Origin of the sequence: Rhodococcus sp. IEGM 1409 (assembly GCF_030056735.1) — a bacterium.
Lineage (GTDB): Bacteria > Actinomycetota > Actinomycetes > Mycobacteriales > Mycobacteriaceae > Rhodococcus_F.
The window spans coordinates 423,816-443,292 of the sequence record NZ_JASHKN010000002.1; the positions used below are offsets into that span (position 1 = coordinate 423,816).

16 protein-coding genes, 1 tRNA gene and 1 pseudogene are annotated in these 19,477 nt (G+C 61.6%); 17 read left to right on the forward strand and 1 reads right to left on the reverse strand.

Going from position 1 to position 19,477, the window contains the following annotated elements:
* Positions 1-22 precede the first annotated feature (22 nt).
* The 14 genes and pseudogenes from QM716_RS07955 (at position 23) to QM716_RS08020 (ending at position 14,340) form a co-directional block, all read left to right on the forward strand.
* On the forward strand, positions 23-400 hold the full coding sequence (locus QM716_RS07955) for a fluoride efflux transporter FluC (RefSeq protein ID WP_283303647.1): 378 nt from the start codon (positions 23-25) through the stop codon (positions 398-400).
* Entirely contained in the window at positions 397-741 is a 345-nt protein-coding gene (gene crcB, locus QM716_RS07960) for a fluoride efflux transporter CrcB (protein WP_283303648.1), read from the forward strand. Before QM716_RS07955 ends, crcB begins: the two co-directional genes overlap by 4 nt.
* A gap of 97 nt (positions 742-838) precedes the next feature.
* Complete coding sequence (pgm, locus tag QM716_RS07965; protein WP_283303649.1) at positions 839-2,476, forward strand: phosphoglucomutase (alpha-D-glucose-1,6-bisphosphate-dependent); 1,638 nt, start codon at positions 839-841, stop codon at positions 2,474-2,476.
* Positions 2,477-2,518: 42 nt separating this feature from the next.
* Positions 2,519-3,772, forward strand: a complete 1,254-nt coding sequence (locus tag QM716_RS07970; protein ID WP_283303650.1) for an MFS transporter — start codon at positions 2,519-2,521, stop codon at positions 3,770-3,772.
* 25 nt (positions 3,773-3,797) lie between these two features.
* Complete coding sequence (locus QM716_RS07975; protein ID WP_283303651.1) at positions 3,798-4,286, forward strand: MauE/DoxX family redox-associated membrane protein; 489 nt, start codon at positions 3,798-3,800, stop codon at positions 4,284-4,286.
* 42 nt (positions 4,287-4,328) lie between these two features.
* On the forward strand, positions 4,329-5,069 hold the full coding sequence (locus tag QM716_RS07980) for a DsbA family protein (protein WP_283303652.1): 741 nt from the start codon (positions 4,329-4,331) through the stop codon (positions 5,067-5,069).
* A 90-nt stretch (positions 5,070-5,159) separates the two neighbouring features.
* Complete coding sequence (locus QM716_RS07985; protein ID WP_283303653.1) at positions 5,160-6,791, forward strand: PucR family transcriptional regulator; 1,632 nt, start codon at positions 5,160-5,162, stop codon at positions 6,789-6,791.
* Positions 6,792-6,885: 94 nt separating this feature from the next.
* Positions 6,886-7,770, forward strand: coding sequence for a LysR family transcriptional regulator (locus tag QM716_RS07990; RefSeq protein WP_283303654.1), 885 nt, complete (start codon positions 6,886-6,888; stop codon positions 7,768-7,770).
* Between the two features lie 231 nt (positions 7,771-8,001).
* Positions 8,002-9,156, forward strand: coding sequence for a diaminopropionate ammonia-lyase (locus tag QM716_RS07995; RefSeq protein ID WP_283303655.1), 1,155 nt, complete (start codon positions 8,002-8,004; stop codon positions 9,154-9,156).
* Positions 9,157-9,184: 28 nt separating this feature from the next.
* Positions 9,185-10,810, forward strand: a complete 1,626-nt coding sequence (locus tag QM716_RS08000; protein WP_283303656.1) for an N-acyl-D-amino-acid deacylase family protein — start codon at positions 9,185-9,187, stop codon at positions 10,808-10,810.
* Complete coding sequence (locus QM716_RS08005; protein ID WP_283303657.1) at positions 10,804-12,309, forward strand: leucyl aminopeptidase; 1,506 nt, start codon at positions 10,804-10,806, stop codon at positions 12,307-12,309. The genes QM716_RS08000 and QM716_RS08005 overlap by 7 nt, the downstream gene beginning before the upstream one ends.
* A 66-nt stretch (positions 12,310-12,375) precedes the next feature.
* Positions 12,376-12,794: pseudogene (locus QM716_RS08010) on the forward strand (serine hydrolase).
* 166 nt (positions 12,795-12,960) lie between these two features.
* Positions 12,961-13,033: transfer RNA gene (locus QM716_RS08015), tRNA-Ala, on the forward strand.
* Positions 13,034-13,224: 191 nt separating this feature from the next.
* A complete protein-coding gene (locus QM716_RS08020) occupies positions 13,225-14,340 on the forward strand; it encodes an NAD(P)/FAD-dependent oxidoreductase (RefSeq protein WP_283303658.1) in 1,116 nt (371 codons plus the stop codon).
* A gap of 10 nt (positions 14,341-14,350) precedes the next feature.
* On the opposite strand, the gene QM716_RS08025 is transcribed toward QM716_RS08020, so the two are convergent.
* Complete coding sequence (locus QM716_RS08025) at positions 14,351-16,885, reverse strand: alpha/beta fold hydrolase (protein ID WP_283303659.1); 2,535 nt, start codon at positions 16,883-16,885, stop codon at positions 14,351-14,353.
* A 203-nt stretch (positions 16,886-17,088) separates the two neighbouring features.
* Between QM716_RS08025 and QM716_RS08030 the strand changes: the two genes are divergently transcribed.
* The 3 genes from QM716_RS08030 (at position 17,089) to bluB (ending at position 19,451) form a co-directional block, all read left to right on the forward strand.
* On the forward strand, positions 17,089-17,691 hold the full coding sequence (locus tag QM716_RS08030; protein WP_283303660.1) for a lipocalin family protein: 603 nt from the start codon (positions 17,089-17,091) through the stop codon (positions 17,689-17,691).
* 81 nt (positions 17,692-17,772) lie between these two features.
* Positions 17,773-18,825, forward strand: a complete 1,053-nt coding sequence (locus QM716_RS08035) for a CobW family GTP-binding protein (protein ID WP_283303661.1) — start codon at positions 17,773-17,775, stop codon at positions 18,823-18,825.
* On the forward strand, positions 18,822-19,451 hold the full coding sequence (bluB, locus tag QM716_RS08040) for a 5,6-dimethylbenzimidazole synthase (RefSeq protein WP_283303662.1): 630 nt from the start codon (positions 18,822-18,824) through the stop codon (positions 19,449-19,451). Before QM716_RS08035 ends, bluB begins: the two co-directional genes overlap by 4 nt.
* The last annotated feature ends 26 nt before the right edge of the window (positions 19,452-19,477 follow it).

Sequence of the window (19,477 nt, forward strand, 5' to 3'; positions counted from 1 at the left end):
CTCTTTCGGGTGAGGCGAGAGCATGGGTGATCTGAAGCTGCCGGCTGCGGTAAGCGCGGTTGCCGTCGGTGGAGCATTGGGGGCACTGAGCCGATACGGCCTGGGAGAGCTGTTCCCCCACATCTGGACGACGCTGGTCATCAACGTCGTCGGCTCGCTCATTCTCGGCATACTCGCGGCCCTGCTGGTCCACAACAAGGTGGGGTATCTCTTTCTCGGCACCGGGTTCTGCGGCGGCTTCACGACCTTCTCGTCATTCGCGGTTCACGCGGTGACGGAGAGTCCGTGGCGATCGATTCTCTATGTACTCGGGACGCTGATTCCCGCCATCCTCGCCGCAGCGCTGGGCAAAGGGCTCGGTGAACGCTGGATCCGCGCGCGGGACGGAGTGTCGGCATGACGGTGCTCCTGGTGGCACTCGGCGGCGGCGCGGGTGCGAGTGGCCGGTACCTGCTGGCGCGGTATGTGCCCGCTTACAAGGGATTCCCGGCTGCGACGTTCGCCGCGAACGTGATCGGCTGCTTCCTACTCGGATTGTTCACCGGGGCCGCTCTTTCCGCCGAGATGGCCGCGCTCCTGGCGACTGGCTTCTGCGGTGGCTTGTCCACCTACTCGACCTTCGCGACCGAGAATGTGGGCATGGTCGAGCGGCGTCGGACGATGCTCTCTCTGATCTACATCGTCGTCAGTCTGATCGTCGGCTTGTCCGCTGCGTGGGTGGGAATCCAGATCACGGACTGACGTATTCGGCGTCGAGCGTGCACGCCACGCGGCCAGGGTAGACAATTGTTCACAGTCGCGTCGACACAGTGGTCGACCACCGGGCCGAGGGGGATTCGTGGCGCACGAACGAGCAGGACAAGTGGCTCTGCCAGAGGATCTGATCGACGTTCCTCATCTGGTCACCGCGTATTACACGCGCACCCCGGATCCCGAGAACCCGATGCAGCAGGTACTTTTCGGCACTTCCGGACATCGCGGTTCCAGTCTCGATTCCGCCTTCAACGAAGCTCACATTCTGGCCACGACCCAGGCGATCGTCGAGTACCGCGCTTCGCAAGGTATCGACGGTCCGCTGTTCATCGGCCGCGATACACATGCTCTGTCCGAACCCGCCTGGCTCTCCGCGTTGGAGGTCCTTGTCGCCAACGACGTCGTCGTTCTTGTCGACTCACGCGACGCCTACACGCCCACCCCGGCCGTCAGTCACGCGATTTTGCGGTACAACTCGACGGGGCCGGAGGCCAAGGCCGACGGTATCGTCGTGACACCGTCACACAATCCGCCGCGTGACGGCGGCTTCAAATACAACCCGCCGCACGGCGGACCCGCCGACACGGATGCGACGTCGGTTATCGCCGATCGAGCGAACGAGCTACTGCGCAAAGGACTTTCCGGGGTAAGACGCGTCACGGCAGCGCAGGCGCTGGACCGCGTCGAACGCTACGACTTCCTCCGCTACTACGTCGAAGACCTCCCCTCTGTTCTCAATCTCGATGCGATCCGCGACGCCGGAATCCGGATCGGTGCAGACCCCCTCGGCGGGGCAAGTGTCCACTACTGGGGCGCGATCGCCGAAACTCATCGACTCGACCTCGAAGTGGTGAATCCTCTTGTCGATCCGACCTGGCGGTTCATGACGCTGGACACAGACGGCAAGATCCGCATGGACTGCTCGTCGCCCGACGCGATGGCGTCGCTGATCGGGATTCGGGATCGCTACGACATCGCGACCGGAAACGATGCGGACTCCGACCGCCACGGCATCGTCACTCCCGACGGCGGTTTGATGAACCCGAATCACTATCTCGCCGTTGCCATCGAGTACCTGTTCGCGAACCGGCCAGGGTGGGGCGCAGATACCAAGGTCGGCAAGACCCTCGTGAGTTCCTCGATGATCGACCGCGTGGTCAGCAGCCTGGGCCGCGAATTGCTCGAGGTTCCGGTCGGGTTCAAGTGGTTCGTTCCAGGATTGCTCGACGGGTCTGTGGGGTTCGGCGGCGAGGAAAGCGCCGGCGCGTCCTTCCTCCGACACGACGGTTCCGTTTGGACGACGGACAAGGACGGCATCATCCTTGCGCTGCTCGCATCGGAAATCACCGCTGTGACGGGAAAGTCTCCGTCAGCGCACTACGCCGCGTTGGCCGAGAAGTTCGGGAGCCCCGCGTACGCACGTATCGATGCGCCCGCAACACGCGCCCAGAAGGCAGTCCTGGCAAAGCTGTCTCCTGATCAGGTGAGTGCAACCGAACTGGCGGGTGAACCGATCACCGCGACACTGACAGCGGCGCCTGGAAACGGTGCGGCCATCGGTGGTCTCAAGGTGACGACGGAAAATGCGTGGTTTGCAGCGAGGCCGTCCGGCACGGAGGACGTGTACAAGATCTATGCCGAGTCGATGAAGGGCACCGATCATCTGGCTCAGGTCCAGGCAGCGGCCAAGGACTTGGTGTCCGGCGTCTTGAAGGCGAACTAGCTCGCGGACCCCTCATGTCGCCCGGCTAGAATTCCGGGCGACATGAAAACTCGTGCAGCCAAGCTGCCACAGGAAATTTGGGTACTGGTCGCCGCCAGCTTCGTCATCGCCCTCGGGTTCGGATTGGTCGCTCCGGCACTACCGCAGTTCGCGCGAAGCTTCGATGTATCGGTCACCGCCGCCACGATCGTGATCTCGTCTTTCGCGTTCATGCGATTGGTGTTCGCGCCGATGAGCGGCTCTTTGGTACAGAAACTCGGTGAGCGGCCGGTCTACATCGTCGGCCTTCTGATCGTCGCGGTCTCGACCGGCGCGTGCGCTTTCGCGGGGGAGTACTGGCAACTTCTGCTGTTCCGGTCATTGGGCGGCATCGGGTCGACCATGTTCACGGTGTCGGCTCTCGGGCTGATCATTCGCATGTCACCGCCGGACAGTCGCGGCCGTGTGTCGGGTCTGTACGCGACAAGCTTTCTCATGGGATCGATCGGCGGGCCGCTGGTCGGCGGTGCGCTGTTGCAGTTCGGTCTCCGGATGCCGTTCGTCATCTACGCAATTGCGTTGGTGATCGCCGCGCTCGTTGTCTTCGTGAGCCTGCGTGGATCTCACCTGGCGTCACCGGACAAGGCTGTCGATGTGAAGTCGATGACTCTCACCGAAGGCCTCCAGTCGCCGGTGTATCGGGCAGCGCTCGGATCGAACCTCGCCTTCGGCGGCGTGATCTTCGGAGTTCGCGTTGCCATGGTCCCTCTGTTCGTCGTCGAGTTCCTCGGCCGAGACCCCTCGATTGCGGCCTACGCCCTCACGATCTTTGCCGTCGGCAATGCGTTGGTATTGATCGTTTCCGGACGACTCTCGGACCGCTTCGGACGCAAGCCCTTTGTCGTGAGCGGCCTGCTCATCTGTGGTGCGGGCACAATCGCGATGGGATTCACGGACAACCTCGTGGTGTTCTTTGCCATCGCTGCAGTGACGGGCGTCGGTTCAGGGCTCATGAGCCCGGCTCAACAAGCAGCAGTTGCCGATGTGCTCGGGTCGACGGCTCGCGGCGGACCCGTCCTGGCGGTATTCCAGATGATGTCGGACATCGGTGGGGTAGTGGCGCCGATTTGTGCCGGGCTGATCGCCCAGCATGTGTCGTACTCGGCAGCCTTCGCGGTGATGGGAGCCGTCGTCGTCGTGTCGGCTACGGGTTGGTTGTTCGTCCCGTCGCGAACGAAGCCAGTCGAATCCGTCGTCGAAGATATGACTGATGTGACGGTGCTTACGGATACGCCTGCGCGGACAAACCTGGACTGACCGGGCATTCTGTACTCTCGATCGCGTGGCAATTCGCATCGTGAGTCTTGTAGCCCGATTGGGCTTGGCGGCCGTCTGGCTGATTTCAGGCGGGCTCAAGTTCCTTGATCCCGTGCAGACGAAGATCGCGGTGCGTGCCTATCAACTGTTGCCTGAGTCACTGGTGGGTCCGGTGGCGACGGCTCTTCCCCTGGTCGAAATAGTCCTGGGACTGCTGATCCTCGTCGGTCTGGCGGTTCGAGTATCCGCCGCAGTCTCGGTGGTGATTCTCACGGTCCTCATTGCGGTGATCATTTCGGTGTGGGCCAGGGGATTGTCCATCGACTGTGGATGTTTCGGCGGCGGCGGTGCTGCTGACGTCGGTGCTTGGGACTATCTGAAGGAGATACTCCGGGACCTCGGCTTCATGGCGCTTGCCGTGTGGCTGCTCGTGTTCCCGCGTTCGCCGCTGGCATTGGGCCCCGGATCACGCGCGGCGTTCTCAGTGGATACTCAGTCTTCAGTGGCAAGGTAAGCAATCGGTAAATCGTTTCGACGCACGAAGGACTGCATCAGCGTGAGCACCAAGAGCAGCAAGAACAAATACTCGCCCGAACCGGTCTCGAGCCGCTCCACCTACATCATCGGTGGCCTCGCAGTACTCGTGATCGCGGCCCTCGTCATCGGCGGTGTCTTGTGGACGAACAACAAGAACAAGCCCCAGAACGACGGTTACGGCTCCGTGCAGAATTCCGAAGTTGCCGTCACGGTGCAGGACAACGGCGTGGTGCTGCTCGGCAAGCCCAGCGCCGCAACGACCATTGATCTCTTCGAGGATCCGCTGTGCCCGGCCTGCGCGGCTCTCGAGCACCTCAGTGGCCAGGCGCTCTCGGCTGCCGTCGACAACGGTGACGTCGCTGTTCGCTACCACATGCTGAACTTCCTCAATCGGGCGTCGGGCAGCGGTGACTACTCCACGCGGGCCGGCGCCGCTCTGCTGTGCGTTGCCCAGAGTGGCGACGCGATCGCGTACTCCGCATTCCACACAAAGCTTTTCGCGACTGACACGCAGCCTGCGGAGGGCGGCAGCAGCGACCACACCAACGACGACCTCGCCCAGATCGCTCGGGATGCGGGAGCATCCGAGGACGTGGCAACCTGCATCTCTTCCGGTACCAACGTCGAGGCCGCCGCAGCCAACGCCGCAATTGCCAGCCAGGCGCTCAAGGATGCCGGATCGACCGGGACCCCCACCGTCGTGGCGAACGGCAAGATCGTTGACACACGCAGTAGCGACTGGGTTTCCAAGCTTTCCTGATGACGGTCCACGAACGCTTCGGAAATTCCGAACGATAACGGGCGAGTATTGTCGCTATTCACGAATCAATTGGTCGATCAACATTGATTCATGGAAACCGTCGAACGAGCAAAGTCGCACGCAGTTCCGCAACGCACGGTGTCGTTGAGTGAGCTCCTCGAAGGTGTCGGCGCGTCGATTCTCGCTGCGCCTCGGGGAGCGGACCTCTCGCACGAGGTCGGATCGGTAGCAATCTACGAGCCCGGTGTGGAGTCTGAGCTCGGTCCCGCATCCGTGGTTCTTCTCGTCGGAGTCGAGGGTCGGGTGAAAATGGCTTCGACGGCGTCGCTGCTGCGCGGCTCCGGCGTCCAGGTTGTAGTGATTCGCGGCAGGCCTGGCCAGGGTGCCGATGATGGCGAAGTCGCTTCATGGAGTGGCGTCACTGTGTTGTCTGCGTCGCGCGGCGTTTCCTGGGCAGACCTGACCGGACTTATCCAGCGAGCCTTGTCTGTTCCTGGCTCGAGTCGCCCGGTCGGCTCGGATGGCGACCTGTTCACCTTCGCCAATGCTGTCAGCGCGCTCTTGGACGCACCGATCACTATCGAGGATCGCAATTCTCACGTCATCGCCTTTTCCGGTCGGCAGGACGAGGGTGACGATTCCCGGATTGCGACCGTTCTGGAGCGGCAGGTTCCCGACCAATACCGTCGGCTGATCGAAGAAGCCGGCATCTTCGACAAGATCTACCGCAGTAGCGAGCCGGTGTGGATCTCGGGCGCGTCACTGGGTACTCGCCTCGATCGCGTCGCGGTCGCCATTCGTGCCGGCGACGAGTACCTGGGATCGATGTGGGCCGCCGTGGACGGCAACCTGACACTTGCTCGAACGCGCGCGTTGGCGGATTCGGCTCAGCTCGTCGCCGTTCGCATGATCGAACTTCGCACAGCGGCCGATCCAGTGAAGCGGCGGCAGTCGGAGTTGCTTGCGGACCTTGTGGAAGGCGGATCCGCTGCAGTATCGGCTACGGAACGCGCTGGGCTGGGCTCGGGTTCGGCGATGGTGATCGCGCTCGGTAGACGCTCGGGCCTTCACCGTGACAGACCGGACGGGACAGCTCATCTCGGGCGGCTTGTGGATGCCTTCGCCGTGCACCTCGGAGCGGTATACGGCCAGTCGGTAGTCGCGATGATCAACGGCATCGGATATGCAGTGGTCGCGCTTCCCAGTCGATCGCACGGCGCAGACGCAGATGCAGATGCCGCACGCATCTCGTCGGATTTTCTCGACCGAGTCGGTGCGCATGGCGACACAATCCTTGGGGTCGGTCGAGTTATGTCCCGGCCAGAGGACCTCGGACGATCACGGCGCGACGCCGATCATGCGCTCGATATTCTGCGTACGCGACGCATCGACGGATGCGTGACTACCTTCCGGTCGGTGTACGTCGACGCACTGCTGTTACAGGTGTCACGGGAGTCCGCTGCCGAAGGCTTTTCTCTCTTGGGCCCGCTCACTGCTATCGCGCGCCACGACGAGGAACACTCGACGGTGTACCTGTCGACTCTCGAGGCGTGGTTAAGCGCATTCGGTGACATCGGAGAGGCATCTGCATCGCTTCACGTGCACCCCAACACTTTTCGGTACCGTTTGAGTAAGCTGCGAAGTCTGCAGCTCTTCGATCTCGACGACGCCGACACTCGGTTTCGCCTCATGGTTCACCTGCGGATACGGCATCTCCAATGATCAGAACGGCGGCTTCGGAGATTCCTGGCCGTTCGAATGCAACAATCGATCCGTTCGGCTGCGCGGTGAGCTTGTCCGAGTACGAGGGAGACCTGTGGATCTGCATCGCTTGACCCTGCTCCGCGAACTCAACTACCGTGGGACTATCGCTGCTGTTGCACAAGCGCTTTCGTACAGTCCTTCCACAATATCTGCACAGCTTTCGCAGCTGGAGACCGAGATCGGCGTTCCCTTGTTGGAACCTGTGGGCAGGCGCCTGCGTCTGACCCCCCAGGCGCAGATTCTCGTCAGGCACACGGAGTCGATTCTGCTCCAAGTCGAGACGGCGGAAGCGGAGATAGCGCATTCGATGCACGAGTTGAGCGGCACCGTACGAATCGCGTTGTTTCAGACTGCGGCACTTGCCCTGTTGCCTTCTGTTCTGAGTGCACTCTCACTCGCCCATCCGATGTTGCGCATCGAATTCGCGCAGGCGGAAACGGAACAGGCCTTGCCTCAACTCCTTCACGATTTCGACTTGGTCGTCGGTGAGGAATATCCCGGCCATCTTCTTCCTCGTCAGACGAATGTGGCGATGGTCGAACTCGCCCGTGATCCGATCAGGCTCGCGGGGGCCGGCGACCGGGAGGGCGATGCAGCGGATCTGTCGGAATTCGCGGATCGAGCCTGGGTCATGGAGCCGGTCGGCGCAGCCTCTCGCGCTTGGGCGGTAGAGCGCTGCCGTGCATCAGGTTTCGAACCTGATGTGCCGTACGAGACTGATGATGTCGTAGTGCATCGGAGGCTGGCCGAAGCGGGGTTGGCGCTCGCGCTCCTGCCCGACCTCCTCTTTGTCGGAGCGTCGCCGTCCTTGCCTCTCGTTCGGATCGGTGAACCGGAGTTCTACTCGCGAAGCCTCTTCATGGCGAGTAGGTCGGGTAGCAGTGCCCACCCAGCGATCTTGGCCTGTCAAGCGGCCTTTGCCACCGCTGCCGACTGAAGATGGATCGGCTCGCGACGGACTTCTGATCGCACAGTCGCGCATCGACTCGGGAACGTCGAAGACATTCTGGGACTGATCACGGTGAACGCGCAGACGGCGTCGCCGGGCCTGCGGAGCTTGACCAAGTGGATGTGATTGACGGCGTAGTGGATCCGTCGACTTCGACGAACTCGTTTCGACGGATATTTGCGCTTTTCATTCATCGAACTCCCCGAAAGTATGGAACTCATGACTGCAACTGAAGATCCGTCCTGGTACACGAACCCCGGCGCACGCTCATGGCAAACTACGCAGTTGGGCAGTGACGCCCACACCTTTCATCGCGGTCTGCCCGGTTACATTCCGACGCCACTCGTCGAAATCTCGCCTCTGGCAGATGAATTGAACGTGAGTAAGGTCTTCGTCAAAGACGAATCCTCGAGGCTTGGACTCCCAGCTTTCAAGATCCTCGGTGCTTCCTATGCAATATCGAGGGCATTGTCGAAGCGATTCGGATACGCCGACGAGGCACTGCCCTTGCGCGAGTTGCGAGATCGACTGGTAGACGAATCAGTGCGACTTGTTGCCGCGACGGATGGAAATCACGGACGTGCGGTGGCTCATGTTGCTCGTGACCTCGGTCTACCCGCTCGGATCTTTTATCCGGCGTCCTTGACAGTTGCTGCCAAGGACGCAATCGCGGAGGAAGGCGCGGAAACGGTGGAGATGGACACGTCTTACGACGAACTAGTCGCGGCTGCATCGGAATCCGCGCAATGTGAGGGATCGCGTGCCGTTCTGATCCAGGACACGGCTTGGCCTGGATACGAAGAGGTGCCACGCTGGATCGTCGAGGGATATTCGACGCTCTTCGCGGAAGCTGACGAACAGCTACTCGGGGCGGGAATCGACCGTCTCGACCTGGTGGTCGTCCCCGTCGGGGTCGGCTCGCTGGCGCAGGCCGCGGTGAGGCATTACCGCTCGATTCCACACCCGCCAGTGATACTCACCGTGGAAGCGGAGCGCGCGCCTGCGCTGGTCGCATCGCTTCACTCCGGGCGAAGCGTGTCGGTGCCGACCACCGACACGATCATGGCCGGCCTGAACTGCGGCACCCCGTCAGCGGTGGCGTGGCCGTCGCTCTTCGCCGGGGTCGATGCCGCCGTGACTGTGACCGAGGACGAGTCGGTTGCCGGCGTAGGTCGATTTGCCGAGCTGGGGATCGACGCAGGGCCCTGCGGTGCAGCGACTCTCGCCGGGGCCAGGAGCATGTTGATCGATCCGGTAAGGCGGGCGGAGACGTTGGTGCGTGCTGACGCCGTCGTGCTTCTGTTCAGCACGGAAGGGAGCGCTGCGAACCCGCTCCCGGCTCCGGTCGTCACAATGGGCGTTGTGCCCTCGTGATCACCTCACCGCATCGAAGGAGATCATGATGACGCCGAGCATCATCGTGCGAAATGGAACTGTGCTGGATGGATTGGGGAGCCCACCAAGACAGGTGGATGTAGCGATCTCGGGTGACACGATCGTGGAAGTCGGTGTGGTCGGGGAAGTACCCGGAGCAATCGAGATCGATGCTCGAGGGTGCATGGTTGCCCCTGGATTCGTGAATGTGCTCAGCCACAGCTATTTCACGTTGCAACAAGATCCTCGGGGGCTCTCGGATCTCTACCAGGGGGTGACCACCCAAATCTTCGGCGAAGGTGTCTCGCTCGGCCCGGTGACGGGTGTCATGACTCCGGCAATGCTCGGTCTGGGTGCGATTCCCTCAGGAGTGCAGTCACATTGGACGAGGTTGCACCATTTTCTCGATGCCTTGGCAATGAAGGGCGTCGGATTCAATGTCGGGAGCTTCGTCGGTGCGGCAAATCTGCGCATGGCGGTCGCGGGGAACGACGAGCGCCCACTGACCGATGCGGAGTTGGCCGCTGCCTGTGCACTGCTCGACGAGGAGCTCGAAAGTGGAGCTCTCGGTGTGGGTTCCGCATTGATCTATCCGCCAGGGAGTTACGCCGATACCGAGGAACTACGAGCATTTTCCCGCGTACTCGCCAAGTACGATGCAGTCCATATCAGTCACCTTCGCAGCGAGGGACTTCGATTTCTGGAAAGTGTCGAAGAATTGATCGATATCGCTCGCACAACGGGTGCTCGTGCAGAGATCTACCATCTCAAGGTCGCCGGGAGGGCGCACTGGTACAAGATGTCTCGGGCGCTCGAGTTGGTCGATTCAGCCCGAGCCGACGGAGTGCGAATCACCGCAGACATTTATCCGTACGAGGCCGGAAACACGCTTCTATCGGCGTCGCTACCACCTGAGTATCGCAGCAACGACAGTGGGAAACTACGCGCGCACCTCGCCTCGACCGGTGATCGAGCCGAAATTCGATACAGAATGTCCCACGAGGACGAAGACTGGGAGAACCTCTTCGCTGCCTCCGGCGGTGCCGAGGGGGTGACGATCTTGTCGCCCGTACCGTCCCTGGGCATCCACGCCGGTGAAACTGTGGCTTCGATCGCACGAAGGCTCGAGCATTCGGACCCCGTCGAATCTGTGTTGGCAGTTCTCGACGCTCTACCTGCCGCCGAGGCCGCGTACTTCATTGCTACGGAAGAGAACACCCGCGCAGCTTTCGAGCGACCGTGGGTTTCCGTCGGATCGGACGCCGATGCGCAGAGTACGGGTGAGCTCTTCTCCGGGCAAGCAGTTCATCCCCGCTCGTTCGGCACGTTCGCTCGAATCCTCAGTCGGTACAGCCGCGGTGACGGTGGGCAAACGATCGAAGAATGTGTTCGTCGTATGACGTCCCTGCCCGCCGAGAACTTTGGTCTGGCCAATCGCGGGTATCTGGCCCCAGGGGCGTTCGCAGATCTCGCAATCTTCGATTCCGATCGCGTCGAGGATCGAGCGACGTACGACAACCCCGCCGTGTATGCAGCCGGCATGCGACACGTTCTGGTCAACGGAAAGCCCGTGCTGTCCGAAGGCATACCAACTGGCGAACTAACGGGACGGGCGCTTCGACGATCGCGCACGTCAGGGGGCGCAAGATGCTGACCTTGCGCGATGGGTCTGTCCTTGCATTGACCGATCGGGTCAATCACCCGGCGGAGGTGCTGATTGTCGCGATCTACCAGGATCCGGCCGGGCCGGTGATTGCCGGCCCAGCAATAGCTGTCGACGCGCGGACCGCCGCCGAGTTGGCTGCCCTCTTGTCGGCTGTCGGCGCTACCGGGAAACCTGAAGAGGTCACGAGAATCCCAGCACCCTCGGAGACAGGTGTACGCAGTGTGGTGGCCGTGGGCCTAGGGAAGGAATTTGCCGTCGACGACGAGCAGATACGCAGGTCTGCGGGTGCTGCCGCGCGCACACTGAACGGAGTCGAATCCGTGGTGTGCACGATGTCCCTGCTCGATCTGGCCGCCACTGCTGAAGGTCTGGCGCTCGGTGCGTTTTCGTTCGACGCTCACAAGTCGTATCGATCCGACAGGGTTAGCAGCGGTCGGTTGTCGACGATCCACCTCGTGGTGAGAACTCCGTTGTGCGAGAGTCTTCTCAGCGTGCTCCGCCGATCGGTGGCCCTCATCGACGCGGTGACCTCGGTCCGTCAGCTGGTCAACACTCCGCCAAACTTCCTGTACCCCGCGGAGTTTGCGCGGCGCATCCAGGATTGTGCCCAAGGGTCAGGCGTCGTCGTGCACGTTCTCGACGAATCAGATCTTTGCAGAGGGGGATTCGGTGGGATTCTCGGCGTGGGACAAGGCTCGATCAGACCGCCCAGACTGGTCCGCGCGCACTACTCGTGTGCCGTCGCCGAAGCACCGACGGTTGCACTGGTCGGCAAAGGAATTACGTTCGACACCGGCGGAATCTCGATCAAAGCGGCAGTCGGGATGGAACACATGACTTCCGACATGGCCGGCGCCGCAGCTGTCCTGTTCACGTGCATGCTTGCCGCTGAACTTGCTGTTCCGGTCAATGTGATCGCCTACGCTCCGATGGCGGAGAACATGCCGTCGGGCTCGGCACAACGTCCAGGTGACGTCGTGACTCAGTACGGCGGCACGACCGTCGAAGTCGTCGATACCGACGCCGAAGGGCGACTCGTGCTTGCCGACGCGATCGCGCGCGCTTGCGAAGACGAGCCGGACTACCTCATCGATGTTGCCACCCTGACCGGTGCGCAGACCGTCGCACTCGGAAGCCGAACGTCGGGGGTGATGGGGACCACCGACTTCCGCGATCGGGTAGCAGCAATTGGCCTCGAAGTCGGGGAGCACGCGTGGGCGATGCCCTTGCCCGAGGAACTGTGTGAGGTTCTCGAATCCGACGTAGCAGATATCAAAAACATTGCCCCACAACGTGAAGGGGGCATGCTCGTTGCAGGATTATTTCTGCGAGAGTTCGTCACGTCATCGGTTCAGTGGGCACATGTCGACATCGACGGTCCGGCCTACAACATCGTAAAGCCGTGGGGGTACAACGGAATGGGCGGAACTGGCGTTCCGGTCCGGACTCTTCTCGCCGTTGTCGAAGACATTGCGCGCCATGGCTGAAGTGCCCTGGTTACCGTGCTGCTCGGTTTGGTGGTGGAAAGGGTAACCGACAAACCTCTGCGTGAGGTGATCAAGTCGAAGGTGACCGACCCGTTGGGTATGTCGCACACGGTGTTGCCCGTATCGAACGAGTTCCCGAGTCCGCACGTTCAGGGGGAGCGATGACGTCGAACCTCGCGGACATGAAGATCTGGGTGCCTGCGGTGGCCAAAGGGTCATTGCTGAAACCTGAGACGCAGCGCGAACGCCTGCGAACGGTCTCGCTCGAAGAGGGCAAGGACGGATCCGGTTACGGACTCGGCATCTTCAACATCAACGGGTGGATCGGTCACAACGGGAGCTTGCCCGGATACAAGACTGTCGCTGTGTACCTCCCGGAGAAGGACATGACCCTTGTTGTCATGGTTAACTCCGACGTCAGTGGGGAGAGCACCAACCTCGTCGGCTCTGCTCACGCCGATCACTCAGTTGATCAGCCCAGGTAGCGTCTACGAATGATCGAAGAGGTGCGGACACAGTGAGCAGGCGTCCGCACCGGATGGTCACTGAGCAGGCGATTTGTTGCCCAGGAGTCAAGTGGTGTAACTTTCTTCGAGCAAGCGGAAAGCAGAAAAGCCGCTGCGAGTTCAACTGTTAGAGTTAATTGAATACGGGGCTATGGCGCAGCTGGTAGCGCACCACACTGGCAGTGTGGGGGTCAGGGGTTCGAGTCCCCTTAGCTCCACCCGAACAAATGCTCTGCACCAATCGGTGCAGAGCATTTGTTGTTTCGTGCTTTTGTTGTATGAAGCACAGTTCTGCGTGAATGTGTCGACTGCCATAACACTCAGGGGTGAACGCTCAATACCGTCCGCTGTGAGGCCTGATCAGCCCGTGCATTCTCGGTACGGAGACCATCGGCGGAAATGGGGAACCATGCGCGCACATGTGGTGATAATCGGCGCAGGATATGCGGGCGCCATGGCAGCGAAGCGGCTGCTGAGAACTTGGTCGGACGTCGTGGTCACGGTCGTGAATCCGCGCCAACACTTCGTGCAAAGAATCAGGCTCCATCAGGTGATCGCGGCTGGCTACGACGCGACGGTCTCGTTCGACAGGGCGCTACCGCGTACGGCACACCGAGTCTTCGGAGAGGTGACGACGATCCAGGCGGCGGTAGGCAGGCTCACCCTCGACGACGGCAGCGTGCTCGACTACGACTATCTGGTCTACGCAGTCGGAAGTGGGCAGTTACCCAGCACGATCGCCGGGGCGGCGGAGCACGGGTTCAGCGTTTCCGGATTCGAGGACGCGGTACGCCTCGAATCCAGGCTGGCGACTCTCGAGGAGAAGGCTGCGGTCTGTGTTGTCGGCGGCGGTCTCACCGGGATCGAGACTGCCGCAGAACTGGCTGAGCAGCGAAGCAGCCGAATCACTTTGGTGACCGGCGGAATTGTGGCTCCGGACCTTTCGGAGCGCGCGCGATCGGCAATTGTCAGAACATTGACCGATCTTGGGGTCGATATTGTCACCGAATCGCGGGTGACTCGGATCGATGATGCGTCTTGCGAGCTAGCGGGAGGCATACGGGTTGAGGCCGAATGCACGATTCTCGCGACGGAGTTCGGCGTCCCCGAGCTGGCGCGCCGAAGTGGTCTTGCCGTCGATGATCTCGGTCGCCTGAAACTCGACGACCGACTCGAATGCCCGTCCTATCCCAACATCGTCGGTGCGGGTGATGCGGTCGCGGCCGGTGATCTGTCATTGAGGATGAGTTGCCAGGCCGCGATCCCCTTGGGAGTTCATGCGGCAGAAACGATCCTGCATCGACTCGACGGTTCCGCGCCGCGTCCGGTGGTTCCGAAGTTCGCCGGCCGGTGCATCAGTCTCGGGAGGCGGCGAGGTGTGTTCCAGCGGACCACTCGTGTCGACGACGCAACGGGCATGTTCATCGCAGGCAGGGTGGGTGCGTTCGTGAAGGAAAGAGTCTGTTCGTCGACGACCGACTGGGCTGTCACCCCGCGCCGTTCCCTCTTCTACAGCTGGACATGAGCAGCGCTGGTCACGCTCGATCACAGATCCGGTCGATGATCGCCGCAGTCTTGCGGACGTACGGTTGACGAACGACGTCTTCGTGGCACGCGTCGACGTCGTCGAAATCGAGCGAGCCAGTGGCAATGAGTGACCAGATCTCAGGTCCACGGTTGTTGGTGGCTCCGCGGATCACGGTGACGGGCGCAGCGCACGCTCGCATCCGATGCTTCCGGAGCGCCTGGCCCCCGATGTAGAGGAACACTGTCCACTGGGTGGCTGGTGGGTACTGCAGAATGCCGGCGAACAGCGTGCGGATCCACATCGCCGCGACGGTGCGTCTGGTCGGCTTCCATCGAGTATTGGTGGATGGTTGTGGTGCGAGGTCGACGATCGACGGATCCAAACTGATGCCCGCTCGGTCGGCTAGTCGTGCGGCAGTCTCGGTGGGGATTCTGGTGTCGATAACGGTGACGTGCTCGACAGCGTCACCGGACTCGGACAGCTGTGACGCCATCTCTAGCGCCACGTAGCCGCCGTAGGAGTAGCCGGCGAGGAGGTACGGGCCGGTGGGCTGAATCTTCTTGATTTCGAATATGAAACGGCGAGCGCTTGCCTCTACCGACCGATCGGGCAGTCCGCGAGATTCGAAGCCGTGTGGCTGAAGTGCGTAGACCGGGCGATCGGTGTGGAGCGCATTCGACAAGGTGGACAGTGTCGTCGAGGGGCACCCTGCACCGTTCATGATGAACAGCGGCCGCCCGGCCCCTTCGAGCTTCAGCGGAACCATCGTGTTGTGAGAGACGCGATCGTTGGGATCGGTGGTGCACCGATCGATCAGCGCTGCAAGGTCTTTGACGGTGCTCGCGGTCGCGAACTCCGCCGCCGTGATTCGGACCTTGAACATGTCGTGAATCTTGGCCACCAGCTCGGTCGAAGCAAGGGAGTCGCCGCCGAGCTCGAAGAAGTCGTCCTCACGGTCGATGGAATCGATGCCGAGAATCGACTCCCAGATCGAGGACAACCACAACTCGGCGGGCCCGGCGAGAGTTGGGGGAGTGGACCTCACCGTGACGGACGGCAACGTTGTTCGGTCGACCTTTCCCCTTGCGTTGCGGGGCAAATCTGCCATGAGGACAAAATGTCGGGGAAGCATCCAGGCCGGCAGGTATTTCGCCAATTCGCGCCGCATCTCGGCGCCCGACCGTGCCGTCACTGCTTTGGTCGGGACCACGTAGGCGACAATCTCCGGTCGATCGTTCTCGCGTACGGCAGCCACGAAAACATCGGCGACGCCGGGAATTCGACGAAGGTGCGACTCGACTTCCATCGGTTCTACCAGGTAGCCCCGAATCTTGACGGCGTCGTCGACGCGTCCCCGCAGTTGTAGTTCGCCGCGTTCGTCGATGCGGCCCCGGTCACCGGTCCGGTAGATACTGACTCCGTCGCCGAGACGCGTGAATCGTGTTTCAGTGCTATCCGGGTCGCCGTGGTATCCATCGGCAAGATCGCTGGAGACAACCTGGATCTCGCCGATCTCGCCGTCGGGGAGAGGCACACCGTTCACATCGACGATCTGTACGTCCTTGCCATCGCGAGCACGTCCGGCCGGCACCACTCCGGCGGGTAGTTCGGAATGCGGCGGGAACGCGTTGTATGCGACGACGCCGGTCTCAGTGGTGGCCAGCCAGTTGACGTAAGTGACGCGAGCAAAGCCGTGACTGCGATGGCGCGCGTAGTCCTCGCCGTGAACTGGTTCCCCGTACGTCACGACGACCCGCAGCGATCCGAGCGAATTATCTGTTGCTTCAATGGATTCCAGACCCGACCATGCTCGCAGAAATGACGGTGCGCAGTGCGCGGTCGTGATCGAGTTCTCGATCAGCCAGTCGTCGATTCCCGAGACTCCGTCAATGCGTGGATCCCAGCAGAAGACCGTGACTCCGTTCATCAGTCCCATGATCAGGGCCGTGATTCCGGCTCCGAAACTGACGGGCAAGAGGTTCCCGATGTGATCGTCGGGTCGCAGGTCGATTGCTGCGGCAAGTTCGTCGGCTTTGTTGAGGCACATGGAGTGGCTCAGCACGACTCCCTTGGGCGCTCCACTGGTCCCGGACGTGAACGCGATCATGGCAGGGTCGGAACTGGTCGGTTCGAGCACGTTGTCGAAACGGAAGCCCGTTGCGGCCGATTCGTCGAGTATCGATTGCAGCGCGACGGCACCCGAGGTGTTCATGATGTGCGCTCGCCGGGCCTCGGGAAGTTGTGGGTCGATCATGACCAAGGGCAGACCGGAAATCAGAGTAGCGAGGATGGCGGGCACCGACTCGGCGGTTGGTTCGAGATCGACCGCAACCGGGCAAGCCCCGTGTGACCCACGTAGGCGAAGTTCGCGGACCAATGCGTCGGTCCGGAGTTCGAGTTCGGCAAAAGTGATCCGGTCGCGCGGAGTCACGACGGCAACGGTGTCGTGCTGCATCGAGGCGACTCGGCGCCACCTCGACTCGATCGTCTCGTCGATGACTGCGTAGCGCGTGCGCTCGAGACCTAAGTCGACAACCTTCATCACAGTAGCTCCGTCCGACCATTAGCTATCCTCGAGCAAAGACTACATAAGGTTTGTAAGATGGGTCCATAACAAACCAAAAGTAGTTTTACATACTTGGCCAATCCATCGGGCCAATAGCTCCGAATGCTTTGTTGAAGCATCGCCGGTCGGGCGTTGCGCGCACCGGTGTGCCAACCGGTGCGTGAACGAGGAGGAGTGACATGAAGTGGTCGGGGCGAAGCGCGATCGTGATCGCGGGATTGTGGACTGCAGTGTCGATGTTCTCGGGCACCGCGCAGGCGGGACCGTTGTGGGAGCCGCTACAACCGGTGGCGAGTCTGGATGCCGCCCGCTACGTCGGTGAGTGGAACCAGGTAGCGGCGATTCCTCAGCCCTTCAACCTCGCGTGCGCCAAGGACACACGGGCAAGTTACGGGATTGTCGATTCCACGAACGTGAGTGTGAAGAACACGTGCACGACGTGGACCGGCCAGGCCAACGAGATCGTCGGGAATGCCCGAGTTACCGACGCGGCAACGGGTGCACAGTTGCATGTGAGCTTTCCCGGGGTGCCCACACAGGACGGCTTGGACGGTCCGCCCAACTACATCGTCACCTACATTGCCGACGACTATTCGTGGGCCCTGGTCGGTGATCCGCTCAGGCTTTCCGGGTTTGTGCTCTCACGGTCGCCGGTCGTCGACGCCGCAGGCTGGAGTGAGATCCGCCGGGTCGCCGAATCCCGTGGATACAACGCGTGCACGATCTTGACGTCACCGACCACCGAGGGGACTTCGGACATCCGCCCACTCTGCACGGTGTGAGCCTGCTGTCAGCTTGAACCTTCCGAAGCCACGCTCCACTACGATCACTGATCGGTACGTGTGGTTTCGGAAGGTTGTGTGGTGGCGAAGAAGCAGATTCCCGTAATAGTCGTCGCAGGGTTTCTCGGTTCGGGCAAGACGACGCTGCTCAACCATCTTCTGCGTAACAACGACGGCGTACGCATCGGCGTGATCGTCAACGACTTCGGCTCCGTCAACATCGATTCGATGATGGTCGCCGGTCAGGTCGATTCGATGGTCACGCTCAGCAACGGCTGTTTGTGCTGCGCTGTCGACGTCTCCGACATGGACGAGATGCTGAACAAGTTGGCGCACCGGCAATCCGGGATCGACGTGATCGTCGTCGAGGCCAGCGGGCTTGCCGAGCCGCGGAACATGATTCGTCTCGTCCTCGGGAGTGAGAACCCGTCCGTCGTCTACGGCGGCCTGGTGGTCATGGTCGACGGAGCCAATTTCTCCACCGTTCGCAGCGAACATCCCGAACTCGATCAACATGTCCGCCTGGCAGACCTTGTGGTAGTCAACAAGATCGACAGCGTTCCCGTTGCCGAGCGCGAGCGATTCACGGCCGGAATTCGTGAGTTGAATCCGCGAGCGCCGATAGTGGAAACGTCGCACTCGCGGATAGACCCCGCTCTGTTGTTCGATTCCGGTGAGGTGACCCCTCCCGCTCCGGGTGATCAACTGAGCCTCGACGAGCTCCTGCGCGACGGACACGACCACGATCACGAGGACGGCTCCTGTCACCACGATCATCTGCACCATCGCTACGAGTCGGTCGATTTCATATCGGAGACGCCACTCGATGCCAGGGCTCTGACGCATTTTCTCGAGAATCAGTCGTCGGGTGTTTACCGCATCAAGGGATTCGTGAACTTCGAGATTCCGGGGTACACCGGAAAATTCGAGATCCAATCGGTGGGTGATCATGTCCGGATCACCCCGCTGCGATGGAAGTCGGGCGAACCTCGAACTACGCAACTGGTCGTGATCGGTACCGGGATGGATCCGGGAGCGGTAGGCAGCGCCCTCCGCAGCTGCGTGCGCGAAAAAACGGTCGAACCGCACCCCGACGCCATGCTGGGATTGCACCGCTATACCGTCGGAGCGTGAGTGAATCAGCGGTATCCGTGTACGAAGCGATTCGGCGACGACGAGACGTTCGCGCCGAGTTCTCGGGAGAGATCATCCCGGACGAAACTCTGATGCGAATTCTCGACGCCGCCCATCGCGCGCCGAGCGTGGGAAACACGCAACCGTGGGATTTTGTCGTCGTTCGTAATCCGGAGACGCTCAACACCTTCGCGGCACACGTCGCCGATGCCCGGCTGAATTTCGCGCAGTCTTTGCCCGAGGATCGCCGCCCGACGTTCGACCCCGTCAAGATCGAGGGAATCGCCGAGAGCGGTACCGGCATTGTCGTCACTTACGACCCGTCACGCGGTGGCCCGAACATCCTCGGCCGCCACACCGTCGACGACACCGGACTGTTCTCGGCAGTACTCGCGATTCAGAATCTGTGGCTCGCCGCGGTCGCCGAGGAGATCGGCATCGGCTGGGTCTCGTTCTACGACGAGAAGTACCTCACCGAACTCATGGGCATTCCCTCGCCCGTTCGCCCCATCGCCTGGCTCTGCGTCGGGAAGGTGACTCAATTCCAACAGGTTCCGGATCTCGAGCGCTTCGGATGGCGACAGCGCCGGCCATTGGCCGACGCTGTCCACTACGAAACCTATTGAATTGTGCCTGGGCGGCCTAGCGCGCG

Bases quoted from the DNA above. Each gene is read 5' to 3' on its own strand.
- QM716_RS07955 (WP_283303647.1), top strand. From the start codon at position 23: ATGGGTGATCTGAAGCTGCCGGCTGCGGTAAGCGCGGTTGCCGTCGGT.
- crcB (WP_283303648.1), top strand. From the start codon at position 397: ATGACGGTGCTCCTGGTGGCACTCGGCGGCGGCGCGGGTGCGAGTGGC.
- QM716_RS07970 (WP_283303650.1), top strand. From the start codon at position 2,519: ATGAAAACTCGTGCAGCCAAGCTGCCACAGGAAATTTGGGTACTGGTC.
- QM716_RS07985 (WP_283303653.1), top strand. From the start codon at position 5,160: ATGGAAACCGTCGAACGAGCAAAGTCGCACGCAGTTCCGCAACGCACG.
- QM716_RS07995 (WP_283303655.1), top strand. From the start codon at position 8,002: ATGACTGCAACTGAAGATCCGTCCTGGTACACGAACCCCGGCGCACGC.
- QM716_RS08000 (WP_283303656.1), top strand. From the start codon at position 9,185: ATGACGCCGAGCATCATCGTGCGAAATGGAACTGTGCTGGATGGATTG.
- QM716_RS08005 (WP_283303657.1), top strand. From the start codon at position 10,804: ATGCTGACCTTGCGCGATGGGTCTGTCCTTGCATTGACCGATCGGGTC.
- QM716_RS08020 (WP_283303658.1), top strand. From the start codon at position 13,225: ATGCGCGCACATGTGGTGATAATCGGCGCAGGATATGCGGGCGCCATG.
- QM716_RS08025 (WP_283303659.1), bottom strand. From the start codon at position 16,885: ATGAAGGTTGTCGACTTAGGTCTCGAGCGCACGCGCTACGCAGTCATC.
- QM716_RS08030 (WP_283303660.1), top strand. From the start codon at position 17,089: ATGAAGTGGTCGGGGCGAAGCGCGATCGTGATCGCGGGATTGTGGACT.